This is a genomic window from Terrimonas pollutisoli (assembly GCF_029360765.1).
In the GTDB taxonomy this organism is placed as follows: Bacteria; Bacteroidota; Bacteroidia; order Chitinophagales; family Chitinophagaceae; genus Terrimonas_B; species Terrimonas_B pollutisoli.
In genome coordinates, this window is the sequence record NZ_JARKNA010000024.1 from 1 (window position 1) to 22,138 (window position 22,138).

General features: G+C 40.8%; 23 protein-coding genes and 1 other RNA gene. 11 read left to right on the forward strand and 13 right to left on the reverse strand.

The window, feature by feature from the left end; all coding sequences use genetic code 11:
- A partial coding sequence (locus P2W73_RS23895; protein WP_276504623.1) for a hypothetical protein occupies window positions 1–242 on the reverse strand: 242 nt, incomplete at its 3' end.
- A gap of 787 nt (window positions 243–1,029) precedes the next feature.
- Here P2W73_RS23895 and P2W73_RS23900 point away from each other — a divergent pair.
- Window positions 1,030–1,425: a hypothetical protein gene (locus tag P2W73_RS23900; protein ID WP_276504624.1), complete on the forward strand. Its 396-nt coding sequence runs from the start codon at window positions 1,030–1,032 to the stop codon at window positions 1,423–1,425.
- Window positions 1,426–1,521: 96 nt separating this feature from the next.
- On the opposite strand, the gene fsa is transcribed toward P2W73_RS23900, so the two are convergent.
- The 3 genes from fsa to P2W73_RS23915 form a co-directional block, all read right to left on the reverse strand.
- Window positions 1,522–2,178: a fructose-6-phosphate aldolase gene (gene fsa, locus P2W73_RS23905; RefSeq protein ID WP_276504625.1), complete on the reverse strand. Its 657-nt coding sequence runs from the start codon at window positions 2,176–2,178 to the stop codon at window positions 1,522–1,524.
- A gap of 90 nt (window positions 2,179–2,268) precedes the next feature.
- An RNA gene (gene ffs, locus P2W73_RS23910) (signal recognition particle sRNA small type) lies at window positions 2,269–2,367 on the reverse strand.
- Window positions 2,368–2,428: 61 nt separating this feature from the next.
- Entirely contained in the window at window positions 2,429–3,703 is a 1,275-nt protein-coding gene (locus P2W73_RS23915) for a type IX secretion system plug protein (RefSeq protein ID WP_276504626.1), read from the reverse strand.
- A 168-nt stretch (window positions 3,704–3,871) separates the two neighbouring features.
- On the opposite strand from P2W73_RS23915, the gene P2W73_RS23920 reads away from it, so the two are divergent.
- A complete protein-coding gene (locus P2W73_RS23920) occupies window positions 3,872–5,107 on the forward strand; it encodes an ABC transporter permease (protein ID WP_276504627.1) in 1,236 nt (411 codons plus the stop codon).
- A gap of 127 nt (window positions 5,108–5,234) precedes the next feature.
- On the opposite strand, the gene P2W73_RS23925 is transcribed toward P2W73_RS23920, so the two are convergent.
- Window positions 5,235–5,981, reverse strand: coding sequence for a TrmH family RNA methyltransferase (locus tag P2W73_RS23925; protein ID WP_276504628.1), 747 nt, complete (start codon window positions 5,979–5,981; stop codon window positions 5,235–5,237).
- 18 nt (window positions 5,982–5,999) lie between these two features.
- Between P2W73_RS23925 and P2W73_RS23930 the strand changes: the two genes are divergently transcribed.
- Window positions 6,000–8,321 (forward strand): BamA/TamA family outer membrane protein, encoded by a 2,322-nt coding sequence (locus tag P2W73_RS23930; protein WP_276504629.1) that lies wholly within the window; start codon window positions 6,000–6,002, stop codon window positions 8,319–8,321.
- A gap of 158 nt (window positions 8,322–8,479) precedes the next feature.
- Here the strand turns inward: P2W73_RS23930 and P2W73_RS23935 are convergent, their stop codons facing one another.
- Entirely contained in the window at window positions 8,480–10,453 is a 1,974-nt protein-coding gene (locus P2W73_RS23935; protein WP_276504630.1) for an LTA synthase family protein, read from the reverse strand.
- Between the two features lie 34 nt (window positions 10,454–10,487).
- Between P2W73_RS23935 and P2W73_RS23940 the strand changes: the two genes are divergently transcribed.
- Together P2W73_RS23940 and P2W73_RS23945 are read left to right on the forward strand one after the other, a co-directional pair.
- Complete coding sequence (locus P2W73_RS23940; RefSeq protein WP_276504631.1) at window positions 10,488–11,198, forward strand: phosphatase PAP2 family protein; 711 nt, start codon at window positions 10,488–10,490, stop codon at window positions 11,196–11,198.
- Window positions 11,199–12,491: a hemolysin family protein gene (locus tag P2W73_RS23945; protein WP_276504632.1), complete on the forward strand. Its 1,293-nt coding sequence runs from the start codon at window positions 11,199–11,201 to the stop codon at window positions 12,489–12,491.
- Between the two features lie 87 nt (window positions 12,492–12,578).
- Here the strand turns inward: P2W73_RS23945 and P2W73_RS23950 are convergent, their stop codons facing one another.
- Window positions 12,579–13,133, reverse strand: coding sequence for a DUF6702 family protein (locus P2W73_RS23950; protein WP_276504633.1), 555 nt, complete (start codon window positions 13,131–13,133; stop codon window positions 12,579–12,581).
- A gap of 110 nt (window positions 13,134–13,243) precedes the next feature.
- Between P2W73_RS23950 and P2W73_RS23955 the strand changes: the two genes are divergently transcribed.
- The 4 genes from P2W73_RS23955 to P2W73_RS23970 all read left to right on the forward strand — a co-directional run bounded on the left by P2W73_RS23955 (window position 13,244) and on the right by P2W73_RS23970 (window position 17,416).
- Window positions 13,244–13,822: a HupE/UreJ family protein gene (locus P2W73_RS23955; RefSeq protein WP_276504634.1), complete on the forward strand. Its 579-nt coding sequence runs from the start codon at window positions 13,244–13,246 to the stop codon at window positions 13,820–13,822.
- 42 nt (window positions 13,823–13,864) lie between these two features.
- The gene (locus P2W73_RS23960) at window positions 13,865–16,246 is read left to right on the forward strand and encodes a M1 family metallopeptidase (RefSeq protein ID WP_276504635.1); all 2,382 of its coding nucleotides are present in this window, start codon (window positions 13,865–13,867) and stop codon (window positions 16,244–16,246) included.
- Between the two features lie 76 nt (window positions 16,247–16,322).
- Window positions 16,323–17,147 (forward strand): alpha/beta hydrolase, encoded by an 825-nt coding sequence (locus P2W73_RS23965; protein WP_276504636.1) that lies wholly within the window; start codon window positions 16,323–16,325, stop codon window positions 17,145–17,147.
- A 44-nt stretch (window positions 17,148–17,191) separates the two neighbouring features.
- Window positions 17,192–17,416, forward strand: coding sequence for a hypothetical protein (locus P2W73_RS23970; protein WP_276504637.1), 225 nt, complete (start codon window positions 17,192–17,194; stop codon window positions 17,414–17,416).
- Between the two features lie 4 nt (window positions 17,417–17,420).
- Here P2W73_RS23970 and P2W73_RS23975 read toward each other — a convergent pair whose 3' ends face one another.
- The gene (locus P2W73_RS23975; protein ID WP_276504638.1) at window positions 17,421–17,882 is read right to left on the reverse strand and encodes a hypothetical protein; all 462 of its coding nucleotides are present in this window, start codon (window positions 17,880–17,882) and stop codon (window positions 17,421–17,423) included.
- 88 nt (window positions 17,883–17,970) lie between these two features.
- Window positions 17,971–18,684 carry a toxin-antitoxin system YwqK family antitoxin gene (locus P2W73_RS23980; protein WP_276504639.1) on the reverse strand — a complete coding sequence of 238 codons (714 nt, stop codon included), beginning with the start codon at window positions 18,682–18,684 and terminating at the stop codon, window positions 17,971–17,973.
- A gap of 131 nt (window positions 18,685–18,815) precedes the next feature.
- On the opposite strand from P2W73_RS23980, the gene P2W73_RS23985 reads away from it, so the two are divergent.
- Complete coding sequence (locus tag P2W73_RS23985) at window positions 18,816–19,265, forward strand: LEA/WHy family protein (RefSeq protein ID WP_276504640.1); 450 nt, start codon at window positions 18,816–18,818, stop codon at window positions 19,263–19,265.
- A 129-nt stretch (window positions 19,266–19,394) separates the two neighbouring features.
- Here the strand turns inward: P2W73_RS23985 and P2W73_RS23990 are convergent, their stop codons facing one another.
- Together P2W73_RS23990 and pyrE are read right to left on the reverse strand one after the other, a co-directional pair.
- Window positions 19,395–19,778 (reverse strand): heavy-metal-associated domain-containing protein, encoded by a 384-nt coding sequence (locus P2W73_RS23990; protein WP_276504641.1) that lies wholly within the window; start codon window positions 19,776–19,778, stop codon window positions 19,395–19,397.
- Between the two features lie 23 nt (window positions 19,779–19,801).
- Complete coding sequence (pyrE, locus tag P2W73_RS23995; RefSeq protein ID WP_276504642.1) at window positions 19,802–20,437, reverse strand: orotate phosphoribosyltransferase; 636 nt, start codon at window positions 20,435–20,437, stop codon at window positions 19,802–19,804.
- Window positions 20,438–20,593: 156 nt separating this feature from the next.
- Between pyrE and P2W73_RS24000 the strand changes: the two genes are divergently transcribed.
- Window positions 20,594–21,220: an NUDIX hydrolase gene (locus tag P2W73_RS24000; protein WP_276504643.1), complete on the forward strand. Its 627-nt coding sequence runs from the start codon at window positions 20,594–20,596 to the stop codon at window positions 21,218–21,220.
- On the opposite strand, the gene P2W73_RS24005 is transcribed toward P2W73_RS24000, so the two are convergent.
- Together P2W73_RS24005 and coaD are read right to left on the reverse strand one after the other, a co-directional pair.
- Complete coding sequence (locus P2W73_RS24005; protein WP_276504644.1) at window positions 21,197–21,649, reverse strand: hotdog fold thioesterase; 453 nt, start codon at window positions 21,647–21,649, stop codon at window positions 21,197–21,199. The genes P2W73_RS24000 and P2W73_RS24005 overlap by 24 nt on opposite strands.
- Window positions 21,650–21,651: 2 nt before the next feature.
- Window positions 21,652–22,122: a pantetheine-phosphate adenylyltransferase gene (coaD, locus tag P2W73_RS24010; protein ID WP_276504645.1), complete on the reverse strand. Its 471-nt coding sequence runs from the start codon at window positions 22,120–22,122 to the stop codon at window positions 21,652–21,654.
- Window positions 22,123–22,138: the final 16 nt, after the last annotated feature.

Genomic DNA, 22,138 nt, shown 5'->3' on the forward strand with positions numbered 1-22,138 from the left:
TTGGCTTCTTCCGTACAAACATCCTCTAAAATACAGCAGGGACACCCATCGCAAAAATCAAAATCCAGTGTTTTCAATGGTTTCAGCCAATTTTTAAGGACCATTTCTGGAGAATGACGAAGACAGGACAATATTCCCTGCCATTTTTTCCGATAGTCATCGCCCGGCTTTTTGTCCGGTAGAACATATCTCTTCAATCGATGCGCAAAAATATTCAACTCAACTTTGACTACTTGAAGCACCCATCCAATTTATAACTGCCCGCCGAAATTTCATCTCACCCAGTTTTTTAAGAACCCGCAACCGGTAATCGACCAGAAAATACTCCTTTTATTTAAAAACAAATACAATTATTACTGAATACTATTTTAAATTAATTCTATTTTCTAATAAACATCCATTAAATGATTAATTTCAAACAATTAACACTATTAAATTTAAATATTATCATTTCAACCTTAATCCTACTGCTATGATCGCATTTTGAACAAACTTTTCTATTATTAAATTTTAAAATTTATAAGTTATAGATTGAATATTAAATAATTACATAAATAAATTAAACTACTTTTCTTAGTAAGTATTATCTATTTAATTGCCACCCTGTTTACTAACATTTTTTGATAAAAAATAAGTTTACTATGGAGTCGAATTTCTGTCTCCTACTCTTTCTTTAGTTTCGTCAAGGTTGGGGCGAAAGATCAATCGAACGAAAGGCTCAAAACCTCCCAAATGGCTCACCCAGGTGATGGGCTATAATTAAGCTCTCCCCGAAACGCATCGAAAGCCTGAATACTTCATATTTAGAAATAAGTGCATTTAGCAGGACATCCTGACAGTTTCGAATTATCAATTCTTATAGCCTGTTTCGATTAGAGAAATTCGTGGGACCAGATCCGGATCAGACATTACTACAAAGGGCCCAGGATTTTTGTCTTATGAACTGAGCCTACAAAAAAATGTTAACCCTTTTGTGAGCCGTACCTTTAGCCGGAGAATGTCGTCATACGAACATTAAAACTCCTGGCAGTGATTAGAATTTTATTCCTTGCTATCCTTGGTTTTGCAGGCCCTCGGTTAAAGGCACAAAAAGTGGAAAGCATTTACTTCCACTTGTATACCGACAGCCTGAAGAAAGGCACCCATAATTACATTAATGTGGATGGTAAAATGTCGAACGGGCAGTGGTTGCCGTTGACGGAAAAAGAGATCCAATTCAGCTCGTCTGATTACAAATTTTCAGGTAACGAGTTAATCGTACCGGCCAATTGCACCCTGGATAAGATTACTGTAAAAGCCGTATTGAAAAGCAACCCTTCGCTTTGGATCGAAAAGACGATTTGGGTAAAAAAGAAACCCGACCCGGAGTTGCCCACAAAAGAGGAAGTAATGCGGGAAATTAAAAGATCAAGAAGGAGAGGTTAGTTAATAAGCAAAATTTCTTGCCGAAAATTTGTGCATAGTAACATAAAAAAAGCCGGTCTCATTTGAAACCGGCTTTATTCTTAATATTAGTTCTGCTTACATTGTTTTCCTGGCATCTTCCAGGAATTTAGCCAGCCCGATATCTGTCAGTGGGTGTTTTAAAAGACCGAGAATTGAATCCAGCGGACAAGTGCATACATCAGCCCCGGCTTCAGCACATTTAACTATATGCAAAGCGCTACGGATAGATGCCGCTAAAATCTCTGTCTTATAACCTTGTATGGAATAAATCTGCGCAATCTGGGCTATCAGCTCTACGCCATCCCAATTGCTATCATCTATACGGCCGATAAAGGGCGATACATAAGCCGCCCCGGCCTTTGCAGCCAATATGGCCTGACCCGCTGAAAATACAAGGGTACAATTGGTTCTTATGCCGTTATCTGTGAACCATTTTATCGCTTTTACCCCATCTTTTATCATTGGAACCTTAACGACAATGTTTGGGTGAATAGCCGCCAGTTTCTTTCCTTCCTCAACTATCCCCTCAAAATCAGTTGAAACAACCTCAGCGCTAATATCGCCGCCATCTACCAGTTCACAGATAGTTTTGTAATGATTAATGATGGCTTCCTGTCCTTTGATTCCTTCTTTTGCCATCAGGGAAGGATTGGTGGTAACACCGTCTAAAATCCCAAGATCATGGGCTTCTTTGATCTGTGCAAGATTGGCTGTATCAATAAAAAATTTCATAAACCCCTATCCCGAAACGGGAACTACTTTTTTAAACGTTTGAAGATACCTGAAGACTTGTATCCCCCCTTCAGGGGATTAGGGGGTAAAAAAAGGCAGGCTCCTCACATCGCACCGCTCAACCACCTACTCTTGCTGCCTTCCGGCCCTGGGAGGGTTCAGCAGGAGCTGGTCGTGTAAGACCTGCCGGCGCAAAGATAAGGAAGCAGAGATGATTGTTGATTGAATATTTGAAAATTGAACTGGTTTTCTATCTCCCAATTAAGGTATTTAACTGTGCCATGCCTATTAGTTCATCAGCACGGGCACCAAACGGGCGGAAATAAACCAGCACCGTATAACTGTTTTCGGTATTAGTGAAATTGCCCTCGGTGTTGTCAAATGAGAATCGGTTACCCGGTTCTTTTCCTTCTTCCAATGTGATATAGGAATAGTTATAATACCCTTGCTTTAAGTAAAGTGTCTTTTCATAAACTCCCTTGTCGGGATTAAACACCATTCGGGCAGCCTCATTGGGCAAATAATTAGTAAGCTCCCCAAAAACATAAACGTCTTTGCCGGGATACTGCCTGCCCCCGGGTGGCATATAGGTAAAATGGACATAGGCGTAGTCACTTTGCCAATAAGGATTATTGCCGTCCGTATTTTCAATGGTATAGATGCCATTCAGGTCACGATAATAAACATATACCTGTTGTTTTCGCTCTGCATCGGGTTTTACATACACTTCTGTTTTAGCGTCGTTCGTATCAACCAGCTTTTGCATACGGTCACTCATTAACCGAAGGCTGCGCAGGTCTATCCACCGCCATTCCCGCCCCGCCTGGAAACTACTGATATCGTTGTTGTACTCATAATAATTACCCCGATAAATAGTAGGCCGGTCAAATACGGCTGCCGTGGGCCAAATATTATTTTGCAGCACCGTTACTTTGAGATCCTGTGGTGACATGGCATTGATTCTCGCATTGGCAGTGTTCACCACCACCTGCACCCGCTGATCGGTCAGGTAAAGTTGAGAATTGAACGGCTGCTTTAACTGTGCGGCAATGGCAACTTTATTATCGACTACCAAAAAACGTTTGGTAAAATAAAGTTTAGAGGTATCGCTGTTCAAAAAAACTTTCAACAGGTAATTGCCGGAGCGTATGGGAGTCGAGCTTCGATCCGGTAAAATCGCCTGGTAATGGGTGTATTTGGTGAAAGAAATAGAGGAATAACGATAATTGGTGATCCGGGTTGTTTGAAAACCGCGGATATAATCGAAGGCTGGCAGGTTAGCCGGGCTCCAGTCCGCATTGCAAAGTTGAAAGGTGTAATAATAGCTCTTAACATCGGCATCAAAATCATCAAAATGTAATTCCATCTGTTCACCGCTATTCAGGCTAATAATAGGATAACTAAAGATATCTCCATACTTGTGCAGTTTTACTGCATGTATATTAGGTTGATAAATATGATCAGGCATTTGAGCCCCGGCTATGTAAAAAGCAAAGATGGAAAGAACAGCAATTATCGTTTTCATTCAAAAATTAATTAATACTATGGTAGCAGTTAAGTGTTGTTGCTCCGGGCTGCATGCCCCGACTATACCCTTTACAATATTGTGAAAAAAGGGTAAAAAAGCAGATAAATATACGTTTCGGCTTATTTTTGAATACACTATTAAACAATTTAAGACAAACATTTCATTTTGAAGGTTGCAGGCTTTATAGCAAACCGCATCGCATTTAATCAGCAGAAATCCTTTTCCCGCTTTATCATCCGCCTATCAATCGTAGCCACTGTTATCAGTGTTGCGGTAATGATCATTACCCTTGCATTTGCCAACGGCTTCCAGGAACAGGTGAGCCAGAAGGTCTTTAGTTTCTGGGGGCATATCCGCATCCAGGAGAAGCAGCCTTTTAAAGCATTGATTGCGGAAGAAACACCGCTTATTAAAAACGACTCCCTCGTAAATGAAATCAGGAAAAATCCAACTATTCAAAGCATCTACCCTTTTGCAACCAAGTACACCATTCTAAAAACAAAAGATGAGATCGAAGGAGTATTGTTGAAGGGATTTGACAGCACTTATGATTTTGCACATCTGAAACGATTTATCCAGGCAGGGAGGCCAATACAGTTTAATGACAGCACTTACAGCCGTGAGATCATGATTTCCCTATACACTGCCAACCAGCTGAAACTAAAAGTAAACGACCGCGTCTTTATTTATTTCATTCGCCCCGACGGCAGTTTACGTCCGGACCGGCTTACGATCACCGGTATATATAAAACAGGAATTGAAGAATACGACAAAACATTTGCCATCGGCGACATTAAACTAATTCAACGATTAAACGACTGGCAACGCACCGAGGCCGGCGGCTATGAAATATTTTTAAAAGATTATAAAAAGATAGATGACGTAGCCGATGAAATTTATTACATGGATGACTTCCCTCCCACCTGGGATGCCCAAAGTGTAAGAACCATTTCGCCGAATATCTTCGACTGGCTGAATATGCAGGATGTGACCCGCAATGTACTGATTGCATTTATGATCATTGTCGCTGTTATCAACCTGATTACCTGTCTTATTATCCTTGTACTCGAAAGAGTGCGGATGATTGGGGTATTGAAGGCTTTAGGTGCTACCGACTGGACCGTACAAAAAATTTTCCTTCGCCACTCTCTCATCATTACTCTTACCGGCATCATCGTGGGACTGGCGGTGGCGTTGGGTGTTTTGTATTTGCAGCAAACAACCGGCTTTATCAAATTGCAGGAAGATGCCTACTACCTGAGTGAAGCTGCTGTCAAAATCGTTTGGTGGCAGGTAGCCGCTATTTGTATCGGCACGTTGGTCGTTTGCTTCCTGATATTGATGATACCTTCAGTACTTGTAAGAAAGATACAACCCGTGAAAGCGATCAGGTTTAGTTAAAGTCTGAACCAGGATTTGGGAGGATTAAAGGGATTAGGAGGATAGCAAACTGTATTCGTGGAGTATAAGGCTTTAAGGTGAATCCTTTCAATCTTAAAAATCTCCCCAAATCATGGTTCAGACGAAATCATCGTTCCGACAATGCAACATGCGATAAGATAATTCCTGTTGCAACCGCTGCATTTAACGATTCGGCTTTCCCAATTCGGGGAATTGTGACTTTTACATCTATCAATTCAAATATCTCGTTTGAAATTCCTTTTGACTCGTTGCCGATTACAAGCAGCCCTTCCGTTATTTTTTTCATAGCCGTCACGTCCCTTCCCTCCAACGCGGCGGCATAAACGGGAACATCTTTGTGTTGCTTTAGCCACTCCACTAAATCTGTATATACTATTCCTACCCTTGCTATACTACCCATGGTTGACTGTACGGTTTTGGGATTATAAATATCCGCACAAGTTTTACTGCAAATGATCTGCTTTATTCCAAACCAGTCAGCAATACGTATAATGGTACCCAAATTTCCCGGATCCTGTATTGTATCCAATACCAAAGACAAAGCTGCCTTGGTGGGTATACTTTTGTTATAGGCGGGCTTTTTAATTAAGGCTACTACCTTGTTAGGTGTAGACAACTGTGAAATTTTTCCCAAATCATTTTCATTGATCTCCGTAATTTTTATTGCCTTGACGGATGTTCCGTTGGTAGCAATCCAGTCCGGCAATGCAAAAAGTTCGGAAATTTCCAACGCGTCAGATTCGAGTAATTCAGCAACAATCTTTGGTCCTTCCGCAATAAACACTCCTTCTTCATCCCGTACTTTTTTCTGGCCTAAACTTTGGATATATTTGATCTGCGATTTACCAAGCATTGTTGTTTTAATTTATTTATGTTATCGGGCAAGCCTTTGTTTTATAGAAAACTCTTCAACGCATATTTAGTCGTATTCGCCATTGGAGTGTTTGCCTCCTGCACCATTGTAAAAAGATACCAGCCCGGAAAACCTTTTGTCTACAAAACAAATATCAACCTAATAGGTAATTTTTCAAAAGAAGAAAAAGAATCACTGCTGGCGGGTCTCGAAGACCAACTGGATGATAGCATGCAGGTAAGAAAATTGGATAAACTTCTCTGGAGTGTGATGAAAAACCCTCCCGTTTACGATAGCTCCAATGCGGATAAATCTATCATGTTTATGCAGGCGCTACTAAGGTCACATGGCTACTTTAGTGATTCGATTTACTACGATTACACAATTAAACCGGAAGGGAAAGATGAACTTCGCACAACGGTTAATTTTAACGTGCGACCGGGCAAACAAGTGCATCTTGATTCTATCAATTATCATCTTCGCCATCCCGATCTTCAGCAGGTAACTGATTCAACAAAATCACAGGCATTAATTAAAAAAGGAGATCCCTTCGCAAAAAATCTTATTTCAAACGAGCTTGACCGGCTAACCGACGTATATAGAAATACCGGTTATTTCCGGTTTACCCGTGATGAATTGGTTGGTCTTTGGGATACCCTGGACGTCTCTTTATTGCAACCGGGACTTGATCCCTTTGAGCAATTAGAAATATTGCAAAAACTGAAGGAGCGCCGCGAAAATCCAACCGCTAATCTGGAACTCAGACTGAGAACTATCGATAGTGTAAAGCTCACTAAGTTTTATATGGGAAATGTAACGGTGTATCCCGATTACCTGACGGACACGATTGGTCTCACCCGCAAAGTCAAAGTAGTAGAAGGAATTACTGTTATCCAACACCGCAACAGGTTTAAAGCAAAAATATTTCCACCGAATATTTATTTACCAAAAGATAGCCTCTATCGCCAGCGCAGATATATTCGCACAATCAATCGTTTAGATTTAGTTGGCGCCTGGCGAACAGTTAGTATTGACCAGGTTCCGCGGAGAGATACGGTTGATTTTGTTATTCGCCTTATACCGAAAAAAAAATATTCATTTGATACCAACGTTGAAGGCAGCATCAACCAAAGTGCTTTTGCAGGCAATCTTTTTGGCATGGGTGTAAATGTTAGCTTGCAAAACAGAAACTTTGCAAAAGCGGCTAACATGACGAATTCTAACCTTCGTTATGGAGTTGAATTGGGCAATATAAAAGGAGCTGGTCAATTCATCCAGACACAACAGGTCAGCTTCAACCATAATATTTATTTTCCACGTTTTGTTCCGGGAACAAAACTTATCCCTGAAAATTTTCGGGATAATTTCAGAACGATATTTTCATTCAGCGCAGCTAATACGGAAAGAAGATTACTGTATAACCTAACTACTATTAACGGATCGTGGGGATACGAATATCAACGACGAAAATTATTAGTGAATGTTAAGATCCCGAATATCGAATATTCCTACCTGGTACGCCGGGATAGCCTTGATACGCTGATCAGGTACAACCCATCGCTTCGCAACATATTTACAGATGGTTTTATTTCTTCTGTTATTGTCAACCTGACATTAAGCGGCGGGCAAACAAATAAACTAAATGTTTTTCGGGCGAACCTTGAACAGTCTGGCCTTGTCACCGGAATAATCCGCAATTCATTTTTGGATCGTCATCTTTATCGCTTTATCAAGCTTGACGCCGAATTTGCCAGGCTGATTCGATTTCCTAAAGCTTCGATGGCTTTCAGGGCCTTTGCAGGAGCAGGTTATGAATTTAACTCCACCCGCAACCCCGATAAAAGAAATAATCTTCCGTTTTTCAAACAATATTTTAGCGGCGGTCCAAACAGTATGCGGGCATGGGCGTTGCGACGATTGGGCCCCGGCTCCACCATGAAGGAATTTAAGGGGCAGTTTGGCACACCCGATCGTTATGGCGATATACAATTGGAAGCAAATGCGGAATACAGGTTTCCCATTGGAAAACCTTTAGGGATAAAGGTGAACGGTGCTTTGTTCACTGATGTGGGCAATGTTTGGTTTATGAAAAAAGCACCGGATCGGCCGGAAGAAGAAATTTTCAAACTAAGCCGCTTAGGGAAGGATATCGCCATTGGCGCCGGTGGCGGTCTCCGTGTTGACTTCGATTTTTTTGTCATCCGCTTTGATTATTCATATAGGGTAAAAGATCCGAGTCCTGCGCTTTCAGATGCACAATATCAAAACAAATGGTTTAGCTATCCTTTTTTTAAAGGAGCCCAATTCCAGTTGGGAATCGGCTATCCGTTCATTTTCTAAGAAGCTGATAAAATTTTTCAGAATAGAACGCAGATATGTCAGGATCATGATGATCCGATAGCTATCGGATTTCGCTGATCTTATCCTGATAAATCATAATTATCAGTGTTATCAGCGTTCTTCTACATTTTTAAACAACTTCAAGGTTAATTCTCGTTCTACTCTTTTTTATTATTCATGATCAGGTATTTCGCCGTTTCAAAAAATGCGGACGTAAAGGTTGCTAAATTTTGGCGGACAGAATCTCTCTTCTCTTTGTTATACAAAGAATCATTGAAACGGATGGGGACCATCCTGGTATCGGGGAAGTTCAGGTTTTTGGTGAAATAGTAATCATCTGTTACCAGGCCTATTCTACCTGCCGTATTGGTGATAAAAGCATAATTATTTTTCTTGGCCGGATCCAGCAAATCGCGGCCCAATGTAGTGTTGACATAAGGTTGTTGAACCATGCCGGCTATCGTAGGTAACACATCAATCTGGGAAACTACTTCACTCCTTTTCTGTGGTTTTAATAAGTAGGGTGCGTAAAACAGCAAGGGCACATGTTCGTCTGTCAATCGCTGGCTTGTCCATGCTGCTGGATATACTGCATTTGCATTACCTGCCACACCATGATCCCCAATAAAAACAAAAATGGTATTATGGAAATAAGCCTCCTTTTCGGCAGCTTCTATAAATTTTTTAAAGCAGTAATCGGAATAGCGAAAAGTATTATACTCATCCAGCGATTCAAATCCATACCTGACCAGTTCTTCTTCCGTTACAATTGATCGCACAAAATCCGTATCGTTGGCCGGTATCATATATGGCCTGTGATTATCCGAGGTTTGAATAATAGCAAAAAAAGGTTTCTGCTGTCGCCTGAAAACGTTATTCGCTTCCAGGAAAAGGTCTTTATCGCTAATACCCCAAACATTGACCTTTGGTGATTTAAAACTTCCCTCCGTGTGCATCTGCAAATCATCAATGTTTTTAAGCAGGCCGCCAAAATTGTTGAACTCGGGACTGCCACCTAAAAAATAGTGTTTGTTATAACCCTCAAAATTATTAATGATGGTATGCTGCTTTATCGCCAGCGGATTGCGGGTTGAAAATTTGAAGAGTTGTGCATCCGGTATCCCTGTAATTATCGCAAACAATCCTCTTGCAGTAGAAAAGTGAGGTGAAAAGCAACGTTCGAAAAAAATCCCGTTCTTACAAAGTGAATCAAAATACGGAGTAGTGTTTAGCGGGTTGCCACTCATCGTGCTTTTATACATGCTAAAGGACTCACACATCACCAACACTACGTTCGGTCGGCTCTCCAGTGCTTTACTGCCGGGGGAAATAATTCTGCGGTAAGAAAAATTAGTTGCATCGGGTAGTTGCATCCACTCTGCCATGACGGGAAATGCTTCTCTTGCTTTTTGCTCATTGAACTCCGGCTTACGCAATTTAAGCGTGGCGAAAAAATTTTGCAACGGGTTTAATGCGAGATACGACTTAAAACTGTCTTCGAATACAAAACATTGTTTCCAGGTAAGTGGTGTCAACGCAATTCTTCCATAAATAAAAACAAAAAGTATTATGGCAGTGATGATAAAAAATTTCCTCTTGTACGGAATTTTAAGTCCATCCGTGCTGGTGATGACCCGCCAGTGACTCTTACGATACATCCAGCGAAAAAGAAGAACGGTAATCAATAATCCAATTACCATCCAAAACAATGGATAGGTTTGCCACATCATTGTTAATGAGATACCGGGATCTTCTACAAAATTCATCGCTCCGGCATCGAGGCGGGTGTGATTGTAAGAAAAGCTGCCAAAATCAGCAGCAAAAAAGAAAAACACAACAAAGGTGACCGCAGCCAGGTACCAGGTCCACCATTTTTTATTGCGGGCCGAATAAAAAGGTGAAAACTGCTGGAACATGCTAACTATTACAATCGGCAATAATATGATAGCAATCCAGCGAAGATCATATTGTATCCCCATCAAAAAAGAAGGGATAAGATCCCGGAATGAGAAATTGTCGGGCTTAAAAGCAAAATAAGTAGCTAAGCGGAATAGGGTAAAGATCAACAGGAATATTAAAAAGAGATTAATAACCCAGAGTATTGTTTTCGGTATTTTATACCTTTTTAACATGAAGATCTGTTACGATTTTTATACAAATTGAAGATTGCAAAAGAAGATAATTTCCACGGTTCAGGCAATAGCCGGTTCGTTAATCTTTGTCCTGTTTTGTCCCATTAAAACGGTAATCGGTATTTTTGGCACCATGTTTTTGCTTTCGCTTTTAAAAAATCTTGAAAAATGGGATCAATGGTTGTTTATTCAAATCAACACCACACTAGCCAATCCTGTTTTTGACAACCTGATGCCGTTTATGCGTTATGCACTTAACTGGGCACCTCTTTATTTGTTCCTTGCTGTTTTTGCGCTATTGAACTACAAAGGTAAAGGCGCCTGGTGGATTCTATTCTTTATTACGACAGTTGCAATGACAGATATTATCGGTAATAACCTTTTCAAACATGTTTTTCAACGCATACGTCCCTGTGGTGATCCGGATTTCTACATACATGTGCGGCTGTTAGCTGATCATTGTTCTACCGGCTACAGTTTTGTTTCCAATCATGCCGCTAATCATTTTGGTTTGGCCACGTTCTTTTATTTAACAGCGAGACCGTTATTAAAAAATTGGGCGGCTATTGCGTTTGTTTGGGCAGGATTGGTTGCTTATGCACAGGTATACATTGGTATACACTATCCTTTCGATATTCTTGGCGGCGCAATGCTGGGAGTGATTTGTGGGTTCCTGACAGGCACTCTTTTTAATAAGCGATACGGAATCGCTATCTTCGATGTACAATCAACTGTTTCTTCTTAAATGGAAATATTTATTCTGGCAGGCCTTATCCTGCTAAATGGCCTTTTCTCGATGGCCGAAATTGCGTTGGTTTCTGCAAGAAAATCCAGGTTGGAAGTACAGGCAAATAAGGGAGACAAAAAAGCCGACGAAGCACTTAAACTCGCCAACAAACCAGAAACTTTTCTTTCGACAGTACAAATGGGTATAACCGTTATTGGTATCCTGACTGGTATTTACTCAGGCGAAAAAATCACTGATAATTTTTCTGAATTTCTCAACCAATGGCATGCGCTGGTACCTTACAGTCATGGAATAGCTACTGCTATTGTCGTAATTATTGTTACTTATTTTTCCATCGTATTTGGTGAACTGGTTCCAAAAAGATTAGGACTCTCCCGCCCTGAAACCATAGCGAAAGCGGTGGCTCAACCAATGAGGGTAGTTAGCATCATTACGCATCCTTTTATCTGGCTGTTGAGTAAATCAAGTAATATTATTGTAAAGATTTTTGGCTTAAAGCCCAGCGACACCCAGGTAACTGAAGAAGAGATCAAGGCCATCATCAGTGAAGGAACCGAACAGGGAACCATTGAAGAAACCGAACAGGAAATCATAGAGCGGGTGTTTCATCTAAGCGATAGAAATATTACTTCACTAATGACACATCGCAGCGATATCATTTGGTTCAACCTTGACGATACAGAGGAAACGATAAAAGAAAAAATAACGGGCGAACCACACTCCATTTATCCCATCTGTGACAATTCGATCGACAATATCAAAGGTGTTGTGGCCATCAAGGACATGTATGTAAGTGATGATAATATCTTATTCAAGGACCTGATGCGGCCTGCCTTGTTTGTTCCGGAAAACAATACTGCTTTCCAGGTAATGGAAAAATTCAAAGAATCAAAATTGCATTCCTGTTTTATTGTTGATGAATACGGAAGCATACTGGGTATGATCACCCTCAATGATATTTTGGAAGCCATCATCGGTGAAATGCCACAACCGGACATGGAAGACTATGAAATCACCGAACGGGAAGACGGCTCATTCCTGGTAGATGCGCAAATACCTTTTTATGATTTTCTTACCCGCTTCGAAAAAGCCGAATGGATGAATGAAGGCGAACAGGAATTTGATACGCTGGCTGGCTTTATCCTTCACCGGTTGGAACGTATTCCCCACACAGGCGATAAGCTGGAATGGAAAGGATTTGCTATAGAAATTATCGACATGGATGGTCACCGCATCGACAAAGTATTAGTGAAAATCAGTAAAGCGTTGAGAGAAGAAATGGAAGAGTAAGTTAGTTGAATAGGTTTAAGAAGTTCAAAAAGTTTCAGAAGTTGAATGCCCGTTTTAAACCTATTAAACCCTTTAAACCTTTTGAACCTAATAATTAATCTCCGCTTCCTTTTCAGGATAATCCAACTTCGTACTTTTTCTTTTTCCACCCACTGTTACATGCATTAGATTGATCTGGTCTGAATAAAGCTCATGCATCAGGCTGTTGGTAATTTCTATTTTCTTTGCGACAGGTATATCATTAACCTGGAAATAACTGTAAATAGCATCATTATCTTTTTCGTAGCCGAGATAGTGGAATTGAACCGGCTTTCCATCAACTTCTATTTTGAGATGCCCCTGTACAAACTGATTCACTAGTTTTTCCATGGCCGGCCGGTCTGGCGGATTGATGAGGTCAACCTTGGTTTTATAATTCATCCCCAGTACTTTTTCAAAATCATCTGTAAACAGCTTGCAGCTGATTTCCAGTGTTTTTTCATCGGCATTATGATTGATCTCGGTCACACTTACATGCAAAGGATGAATGGCATTCACGGCCCCCTCCGGCCATAAGAGTTTCCCCTCATATTCGTTTCCCTTTGGATATATAGCGGCCGGAATAAGTAAAGCAAAGAGCCATTTATTGAACAATGTTGCCATTAAAAGAAATTTTTTTTTGGTTACAAAAGTCTGGCTTATTTTGAAGCCTTGCAAATACACGACGTTAAAATTACAGGAACGGTTTACAGGCCGACCCTCTAAAAACAATCATGGGAGATTTCGGGTTTTATTTTCGACTCGGTTGGGAGCATATTATAAGTCTTGATGCACTGGATCACCAGCTCTTTATAGCTGCTCTCGCTGCTATCTATTTGCTAAAAGACTGGAAACAGGTATTACTCCTTGTAACAGCCTTCACCATTGGTCATTCGCTAACACTTGCACTCAGCGTATTCGACATTATCCGATTTCCTTCAAACTGGGTGGAATTCCTGATCCCGGTAACGATCGTGATAACAGCCATATCTAATTTGTTTCAAAAAAAATTTACCGAACGATCGATACGCATCAACTATTTTCTTGCGCTGTTCTTTGGCTTGATACATGGAATGGGTTTTGCCAATTCCATTCGTTTTATGCTGGCAAAGGATCAGAATATCGGCTGGGGATTATTTGGCTTTAATGCAGGGCTCGAAGTGGGACAAATTGTTGTCGTATTGATTTTATTAATAGCAGCCCACCTGATTGTTAATCTATCGAGAGTAAACAGGAAAGATTGGGTAATATTTTTATCTGCATCGGTATTCAGCCTGGCATTAAAAATTGCGCTGGAAAGAATCCCTGTTTAAAAAATCATTGCATTTTCTAAAATGAACAATAAAAACAAACACATGAAAAAGGTTGGTTCTCTTTTAATGATGCTGGCCGGATTTGGTTCTGCAGCGGTGGCACAGAACATTCAAAACAATCCGGGCAGCAATCATGGTAACAAGTTTGAACAGTTGGGTAGCATCATGCCAACGCCAAACGAATACCGCACTGCCAGTGGCGCACCTGGCCCAAAGTACTGGCAACAACGTGCCGATTATGATATCAAGTGCGAACTGGATGAAAAGAATTTGAAACTAAACGGTAGTGAAACGGTGACTTATTTTAACAACTCGCCTAACACACTTACCTATCTCTGGTTGCAGTTGGATGAAAACGAGCACAACAATTTGAAAAATGCGAATTATCAGACCAGTAACAGGATGATCAGCCAGGTAAATCCAAAACAGTTGGATAGAGCTAGGTCTACTACTTCTGATAATGGCTTTGGTTTCAACATTCTTAAATTAACAGATGCTACAGGTAAGGCATTGAAGTATACCATCAATAAAACAATGATGCGTGTGGAATTACCTACTGAATTAAAAGCCGGCCAACGCTTTGTTTTTAAACTGGATTGGAACTATAAAATATCTGATCGCATGTCTGAAGGCGGACGTGGTGGTTATGAATATTTTCCGGAAGATGGCAACCACCTGTTTACGATGGCGCAATGGTATCCCCGACTCTGTGTGTACAGCGATTTCCAGGGCTGGCAAAATCACCAGTTCACAGGCCGTGGTGAATTTGCGTTGACCTTTGGCAGCTTTAAGGTGCAAATGACTGTACCGGCAGACCATGTGGTAGGCTCTACTGGTGAATGTTTGAACTATGCCGCTAACCTTAGTCCTGAACAATTGGCTCGCTGGAAGAAAGCGCAAACCTGCAAAGAACCGGTTGAAATTGTTACACTGGCTGAAGCAAAGACTGCGGAAAAAAATAAAAGTACCAAAACAAAAACATGGATCTATAAAGCTGATAACGTTCGGGATTTCGCCTGGACCAGCAGCCGCAAATTTGTTTGGGATGCAATGCCGGTAACAGTTGAAGGCAAAAAAATCATGGCCATGAGTTTTTATGGAAAAGAAGCTTATGGTTTGTATCGTCCTTTTTCTACCAAAGCTGTTGCTCATACCATTAAAAGTTATTCCAAATTCACTATTCCTTATCCTTACCCTGTGGCACAAAGTATAGAAGCAGCAAATGGGATGGAATACCCTATGATTTGCTTCAACTATGGCCGTACGGAAAAAGATGGCAGCTACAGCGAAGGAACAAAATATGGAATGTTGGGTGTGATCATCCACGAAGTGGGACACAACTTCTTCCCGATGATCATCAACAGCGATGAACGTCAATGGAGCTGGATGGACGAAGGCCTGAATTCATTTGTTGAATACCTGACGGAAGAATTGTGGGATAACAAATTTCCCGTTAGAGGCAAAGGCCCGGCTTATACAATTGTTGACTACATGAAGTTGCCCAAAGATCAGTTGGAGCCAATCATGAGCAACTCGGAGAACATTATCGGCTTCGGGCCTAATGCGTATACAAAACCTGCAACTGGTTTGAATATGTTACGTGAAACCATTATGGGTCGTGAGTTATTTGACTATGCATTTAAGGAATATGCAAGAAGATGGGCCTTCAAACACCCTGAACCAGCTGACTTCTTTCGTACGATGGAAGATGCCAGTGGTGAAGATCTCGACTGGTTCTGGAGAGGTTGGTTCTATGGAACGGATGCCTGCGATATTTCATTGGATACCGTAAAGTTTGCAAAAGCTGACCTGGCAGCTGCTCCGCCCGATTCTAAAGAAAGGACGGTTACCCGCAAACTTGACAAACCACAAACATCAGCTTATGATGATCTTTCAAAAATTCGTAACCGTGGCGCCGGCCTTCGCTTTGAAACCGATGCTGATACCACGCTGCGTGATTTTTACTGGAGGTATGCCCGTGGTTTGGAGCCTTATGACAGCACATCGTATGAAGTAAAACTTCCTGCAAGGGAAGCGGAGGCATTGAATGCGGAAGAAAAAGAAAAGTATGGCAATACCAATATGTACGAACTTACCTTTAGTAACAAAGGCGGCCTTGTAATGCCGATCATCGTTGAGTGGACCTATAAGGATGGCACTACAGAAGTAGATCGCATTCCCGCGCAGATTTGGCGTCACAATGAAAATAAAGTGGTGAAGACATTTGTGAAAAATAAAGAGGTGGCTTCAATCAAATTGGACCCATTCAGGGAAACAGCTGATATCAACACGGATAATAACAGCTGGAACGAAATACCACAGCCGTCTAAATTCACGATCTTTAAACAAAAAGCCGGCGCGGCCCGTGGACAAAGCCAGGGCATTAACCCGATGCAGAAAGCAAAAGAAAAGAAAGGATTTTAATTTTCGCTTGTTCTATATTTAACTCAAGGAAAGGAGGCATTTCTAAACAAATGCCTCCTTTTTTTATCTTTAATGCATGAAAAAACATTTCCTCATTATCCTGTTGATCGCATTTGCTATAAACTCCCCGGCTGCCATTGTGGATACCGTGGTTATTCGCAGTAAGGTTATGTCGAAAAATATCAAATGCATAGTGATAAGACCAGGGAAGAAAAAAGATAAAGCAACGACCTTCCCTGTTGTCTACTTATTACATGGCTATAGCGGTAATTATAGCAATTGGATTTTAAAAGTACCCGCACTTAAGCAATATGCGGATGAATATAAATTGATGATCGTATGCCCGGATGGAGATTATAGCAGTTGGTATTTTGACAGCCCGGTTGATTCATCCATGAAATACGAAACATATATCGCCAAAGAAGTACCTGAGTATATTGATGCGCATTATCCAACCATCAAAGGAAGAAAAGGAAGAGCCATCACCGGTTTGAGCATGGGTGGTCATGGCGGGCTATTCTTAGGATTTCGCCATGCCGATACATTCGGCGCCTGTGGCAGTATGAGCGGCGGTGTTGACTTAAATGCATCCAGAAACAAATTCGATATCATCAAACGCATTGGCGATACCATTTCGCATGCGGATAACTGGAAACAATACTCCGTTATCAATATTGTTGAAAACTATCCAAAAGACTCCCTGGCGATAATTATAGATTGTGGCACTGAAGACTTTTTCTATACCATCAACCAGGACCTGCATGAGAGAATGCTTACATTAAAAATCCCGCATGATTATATTGAGCGTCCCGGTAAACATGATTGGAATTACTGGGATAATGCGATAAAGTATCAGTTGTTATTTTTCAGAGATTATTTTAAGAAAATGAATACAGAATAGAGAAAAAACTCTTTATCATTCGACAAACTTATATGCCCGCAAAAATGAAAATAAAAAGAAAGGTATTCTCATTCACAACTCTATTATCAGCCGTTAAAAGGCTGTCTGATGAAGAAAGGCAATTACTGCGTATGCAATTATTCGCTCCTGACGCTCTCAATGAAATGAAAGCGTTTGAAGCTCAACTAAAGAAAAAGAAATTACTGGTAAAAAAAACCGATGCAGAAGCTGTTGGCCTTACTACTTCTATACGTCGCAAAAAAATGTAAAAATCTATTTCTGAGGCTGCTCATATTTTAATCCTATTGGCAGCATTAATGTCCCTTTATTATAAATATCAACATAAATAGTTACAGTGTCTCTGGTGCTTTGAGTCAGAAAAACATATTTGTCCAGCAAACCTAACTTACCACTTATTGGCATCCCCGTATATCTATTGTTGATTTTGATTGCAGGTTCTTTGTAGTTCGGATCCTCTGTTGTCATCCTCGATAAAAGTGCCAGCTTTTGATTGTCTTGTGTTTTAAGTCCTGATAAAAAAATGTAAGCGTTAGTTATACTTTTCTCTTGATTACCTTTTTTAAGTTTTAAAGGATTTTGTGCAGTAAATCCATAAGAACTGTCTATTGAGTTCAATAATTTCGTAAAATCCTTTTGACCATAAGAAGTGTTTGACAAAACGATGAGTGTAGTGAAAATGATGGAGAATGAAGTTTTCGAGATGGGACTGTTCATGTAATGTAGTCTATTAATGCCGAATTATTGAATTAATAATTAAAATAGTATACCCTTTGTTTTCTATGTCATATCTCTTACTTCATGCTTAATACCCCGTACTTCCATCCCTCACTTTTATCTTTTTCTTTTTGTTCTTTTTTTCATATTCTAAAATAGCCTGGGGTTTGGTAACCGTCTTTTTGCCTGCAGCCTCAGTTTTTGCTTTCGGATCGCTAAAGCCAATAGGTTTGAGTTCTTCATCATCCTCAGAACCGGCTATCGGCAAGGCATCACCGGTCTTTATTTTATCAGCCCAATATTCCTCCGTCTTTAAAATGGTGCCCCATTCCGGATCGAAATACTTCCAGGTGCCGTGTTTCATCGTAGAACCTTCAACTTTCACTATTACCCTATCCACCACTTTGGAGGGATCAATCACGTCCAACACATCTACAGTGTCGAAAGTCCGGCCGGGCTCAACGGCTCTCCAGCTTTCCTCCCGAATCAAGCCACCCCGGCGTGAATAGTATCTTGATTTCCCATCGAGGCTGCCCCAGCGATAGTTTTCTTCCGATAGTTTATCACCCATGAGTGAAAATTTCACCCATTTACCATCTTTCTTGTCGTCGATAAAATAGCCCTGTTCATCATAGCCCTCCTCGCCTCTCAATTCATCTACATGAATCACCCAGGGGCCCTGTTTTTTACCCTTCATATCCACCCGGTTTAATGTATCGCCCCGTACACTAATGATAAAATCCTTCCATTGTCCAAATGACTGGAAAGAAATGAAAAGCAAAAACAAAAAAGCAAGCCGCATAATCAACGTATTTTCTACACAAAGAACGTGAAAAACCGGGTTTTATGTTCCAACAGCTTATTTGAATCATTCCCAGTTTTTTAACAGGCCTGATTTTCAAATGAAAAACACATTACCTATTTTGCAACTTCATGAAAAATTTATTGCTGGTACTATTTGTAGTAAGCGGTCTTGTGTCCTGCCGTATGAAAGATCCTGTATTTAAGAATATTGAGAATATAAAAGGCGACAGGCTAAATTTCTCTAATTCATCCGTCACCCTGGACATGCGCTATTTTAATCCCAATAATTTTAAAGGACAATTAAAGCAAGCAGAAGGTGACGCCTGGATGGATAGCACTTATCTCGGTCATTTCATGGTTGACAGCCTGGTAAACATTCCGGCTAACAGTGACTTCCTGGTGCCGGTTAAACTATTGGTAGACATGAAGCAGATACTCAAACATTCTTTAACAGCTTTGCTAAATGAAGAAGTAAATATCAGGATCAGTGGCAGGGCCAAAGCAGGCAAAGGCGGTATTTTTCGAAATTTCAATTTGAACTACCAGGGAAAGCAAAATCTGCGTGAGCTATTCAAATAAAAAAGAAGCTGCTCTTATAAAGTCATTTTGCTTTTTTGAATTTGATAGACGGATTTGAGGTGCTATAGAGTATCTGCTGAAAAATTAAATTACCTATAAAAATCCCGGCCAAATGCCGGGGTAATTCGTTTATTGAGCAGGCTCAGCGGCCGGTGCTTTTGGCTTTGGATGACCGCCGCCATCTTCAAATTTCTTACAGGTTTTTGGCAGTCTTTTGTAGGACTCTTCATTGGCGGGGATATCATCTGCATCATACCCCATATTAGCTATAGCGGTTTTAATCTCTTCAATGTTTGTACGATCGGTAAGATACTTTACCGTTGTTTCACCTTTACGATAATCAACATTAATGGAAAGAACACCATCAATTCTCTTTACATATGTTTCAATTCTCGGCTTGCAAGCTTCGCAGAGAGCATTGGGGGTTTTGATCTTCGCTGTTTCAACAGTCTTTTGCTGTGAAAAAGCTCCTATCGAAAAACAGGTCATCACCAGTGCTATGAAAATTTTCATACTGTACATTTTGAAAAACCAAATTACAAAACTCCTTTCCAATTAGCAGGATCGTCCCGCCATTTTAACAAAACATCCTGCTCACTGGCAGACACCGTTCCATTCTCCACCGCCAGCTCTATAAGCGACGGATAGTTTGTAAGGGAATAATACTGGATGCCACTTTTAGCAAAGGCTTCATCTGCAACCGGGAAACCATAGGTAAAAATTGACACCATGCCGATCACTTCCAGTCCCTGGGCCTTTAGCACATCTACCACCTGCAGGCTGCTTTTCCCTGTTGACACCAGGTCTTCAATCACCACTGTTTTCTGCCCTTTTTCATAAAATCCCTCGATCTGGTTTCCCAGCCCATGTTCTTTCGGCTTTGGCCTTACATAAATATAAGGCAGCTTCAATTGATCTGCCGTCATAGCCCCCCAGGCAATCCCGGCTGTAGCAACGCCAGCCAACAACTCAGCTTCCGGAAATTTTGAAAAAACCACGTTACACAATTCTGATTTAATAAAATCTCTTGTAAAGGGAAACGATAAAATCTTCCGGTTATCGCAGTAGATGGGGCTTTTCCATCCACTGGCCCAGGTATAAGGTTCTTTTACATTTAATTTTACCGCATTAGCCTGTAATAGTTTTTCGGCCACTGTTTTCATATCTGTCATGCGGCGAAGATAAAAAGATAAAGGAACAAGGGACGAGATTCAGGATACAAGTTTAGGTAGTATTCTTTCTCCTTGTTTCTTGTTCCTTGTTTCCTGTTCCCTGTACCTTATACCTTGTACCTTGATTTCTTTCTTGTTCCTTGTATCTTTATAAATATGTATATAAAAATTTACTTTAACGATAAGCCTTTATTTCTCTGCGACAATATCGATGAAGTGGTAGAGCCCTTTGTGCACCACGACGATGCTGTATTCATCGATGAATTAGATACCCACACGGTCAAGTCGATGATCTATGAAATGCAATTGGAAAAAATTCATGCTGGTGTTTTTTTTCATTCCAACCTGGACGAGTTGAAGAAAGCTTTCTTTAAAAAATTTACACTGGTGCAGGCTGCCGGCGGGCTGGTAAAAAATGGGCAGGGTGAAAATCTCGTCATATTTCGCCGCGGTAAATGGGACCTGCCCAAAGGCAAGTTAGATAAAGGTGAAAGCCTCGAAGAATGTGCCGTCCGGGAAGTGGAAGAGGAAACCGGTTTACAAAATATAAAGCTGCTGGCGCCGCTGCTCGTCACTTACCACACCTATCATGAAGGAACAAAATTCATCTTAAAAGAATCGCATTGGTATAAGATGCAGACCCTAAACAACCAGGACCTGGTACCACAAACCGAAGAAGATATTCAACAAGTGATTTGGGTGGACGACAAGGATCTTTCGAAATACATGAAAGACGCTTTTCCTTCTGTTGTAGATGTATTAAAGGCTGGTCGGTCTAAATGATTCCTTGCGGGGAATAATGGCAACGGTGAGACGGCTTATGCAGACCAACTTTTCTATTTCGTCATAAATTTTAATGTCCCACACATGCGTATTAGAACCTAAATGAAGAGGCCTGGCAACGCCTGTTACATATCCTTCCCTGGCACTGCGAACATGATTGGCATTAATTTCAAGGCCGACACAAACATAGATTGAGTGATCCACAACTATAGCAGAAGCAATACTGCCGATCGTTTCCGACAGTACACAAGATGCTCCTCCATGCAATAAACCATACGGTTGCTTTGTGCGATTATCTACCGGCATCTTTGCTGTTAAATAATCATTGCCCAGCTCTACCCACTCAATGCCTAAATGTTCAGCCATCGTTCCTTTTAAAAGCGGGGCCAGGTCATCCACAACCAATCCTTTGTTAAACCAAATTTTCATTCTTATTTCTTTATGGATTTTGAAACTACTGCTGGTAAGAAATGACTGGCATCTCCCCCGTTACGGATAATATCCCGAACAATGGTAGATGCCACGGAAGTATACTTAGGTTCGCCGGTAAGAAAAATTGTTTCAATACTGCTATCAAGTGTCCTGTTAGCATCAGCAATCGTTTTTTCATATTCAAAATCGCTGACATAACGAATGCCCCGCAGGATGAATTTAGCACCTATTTTTTTGCAAAAATTCACTGTCAATCCTTCATAAAAAGCTCCTTCCACTCTTGATTCATTTTTATAAATTTCTTTTATCCAGGTAACCCGTTGTTCTGCCGAAAACATAGGTGCTTTGGCAACATTTGTTCCTATTCCAACAACTATTTTATCAAATAAGGGTAAAGCCCGATTAATGATATCAACATGGCCAAGGGTAAGGGGATCAAAGGTGCCGGGAAACAAGCAAATACGTAACATAAAAGAAATCCTCCTA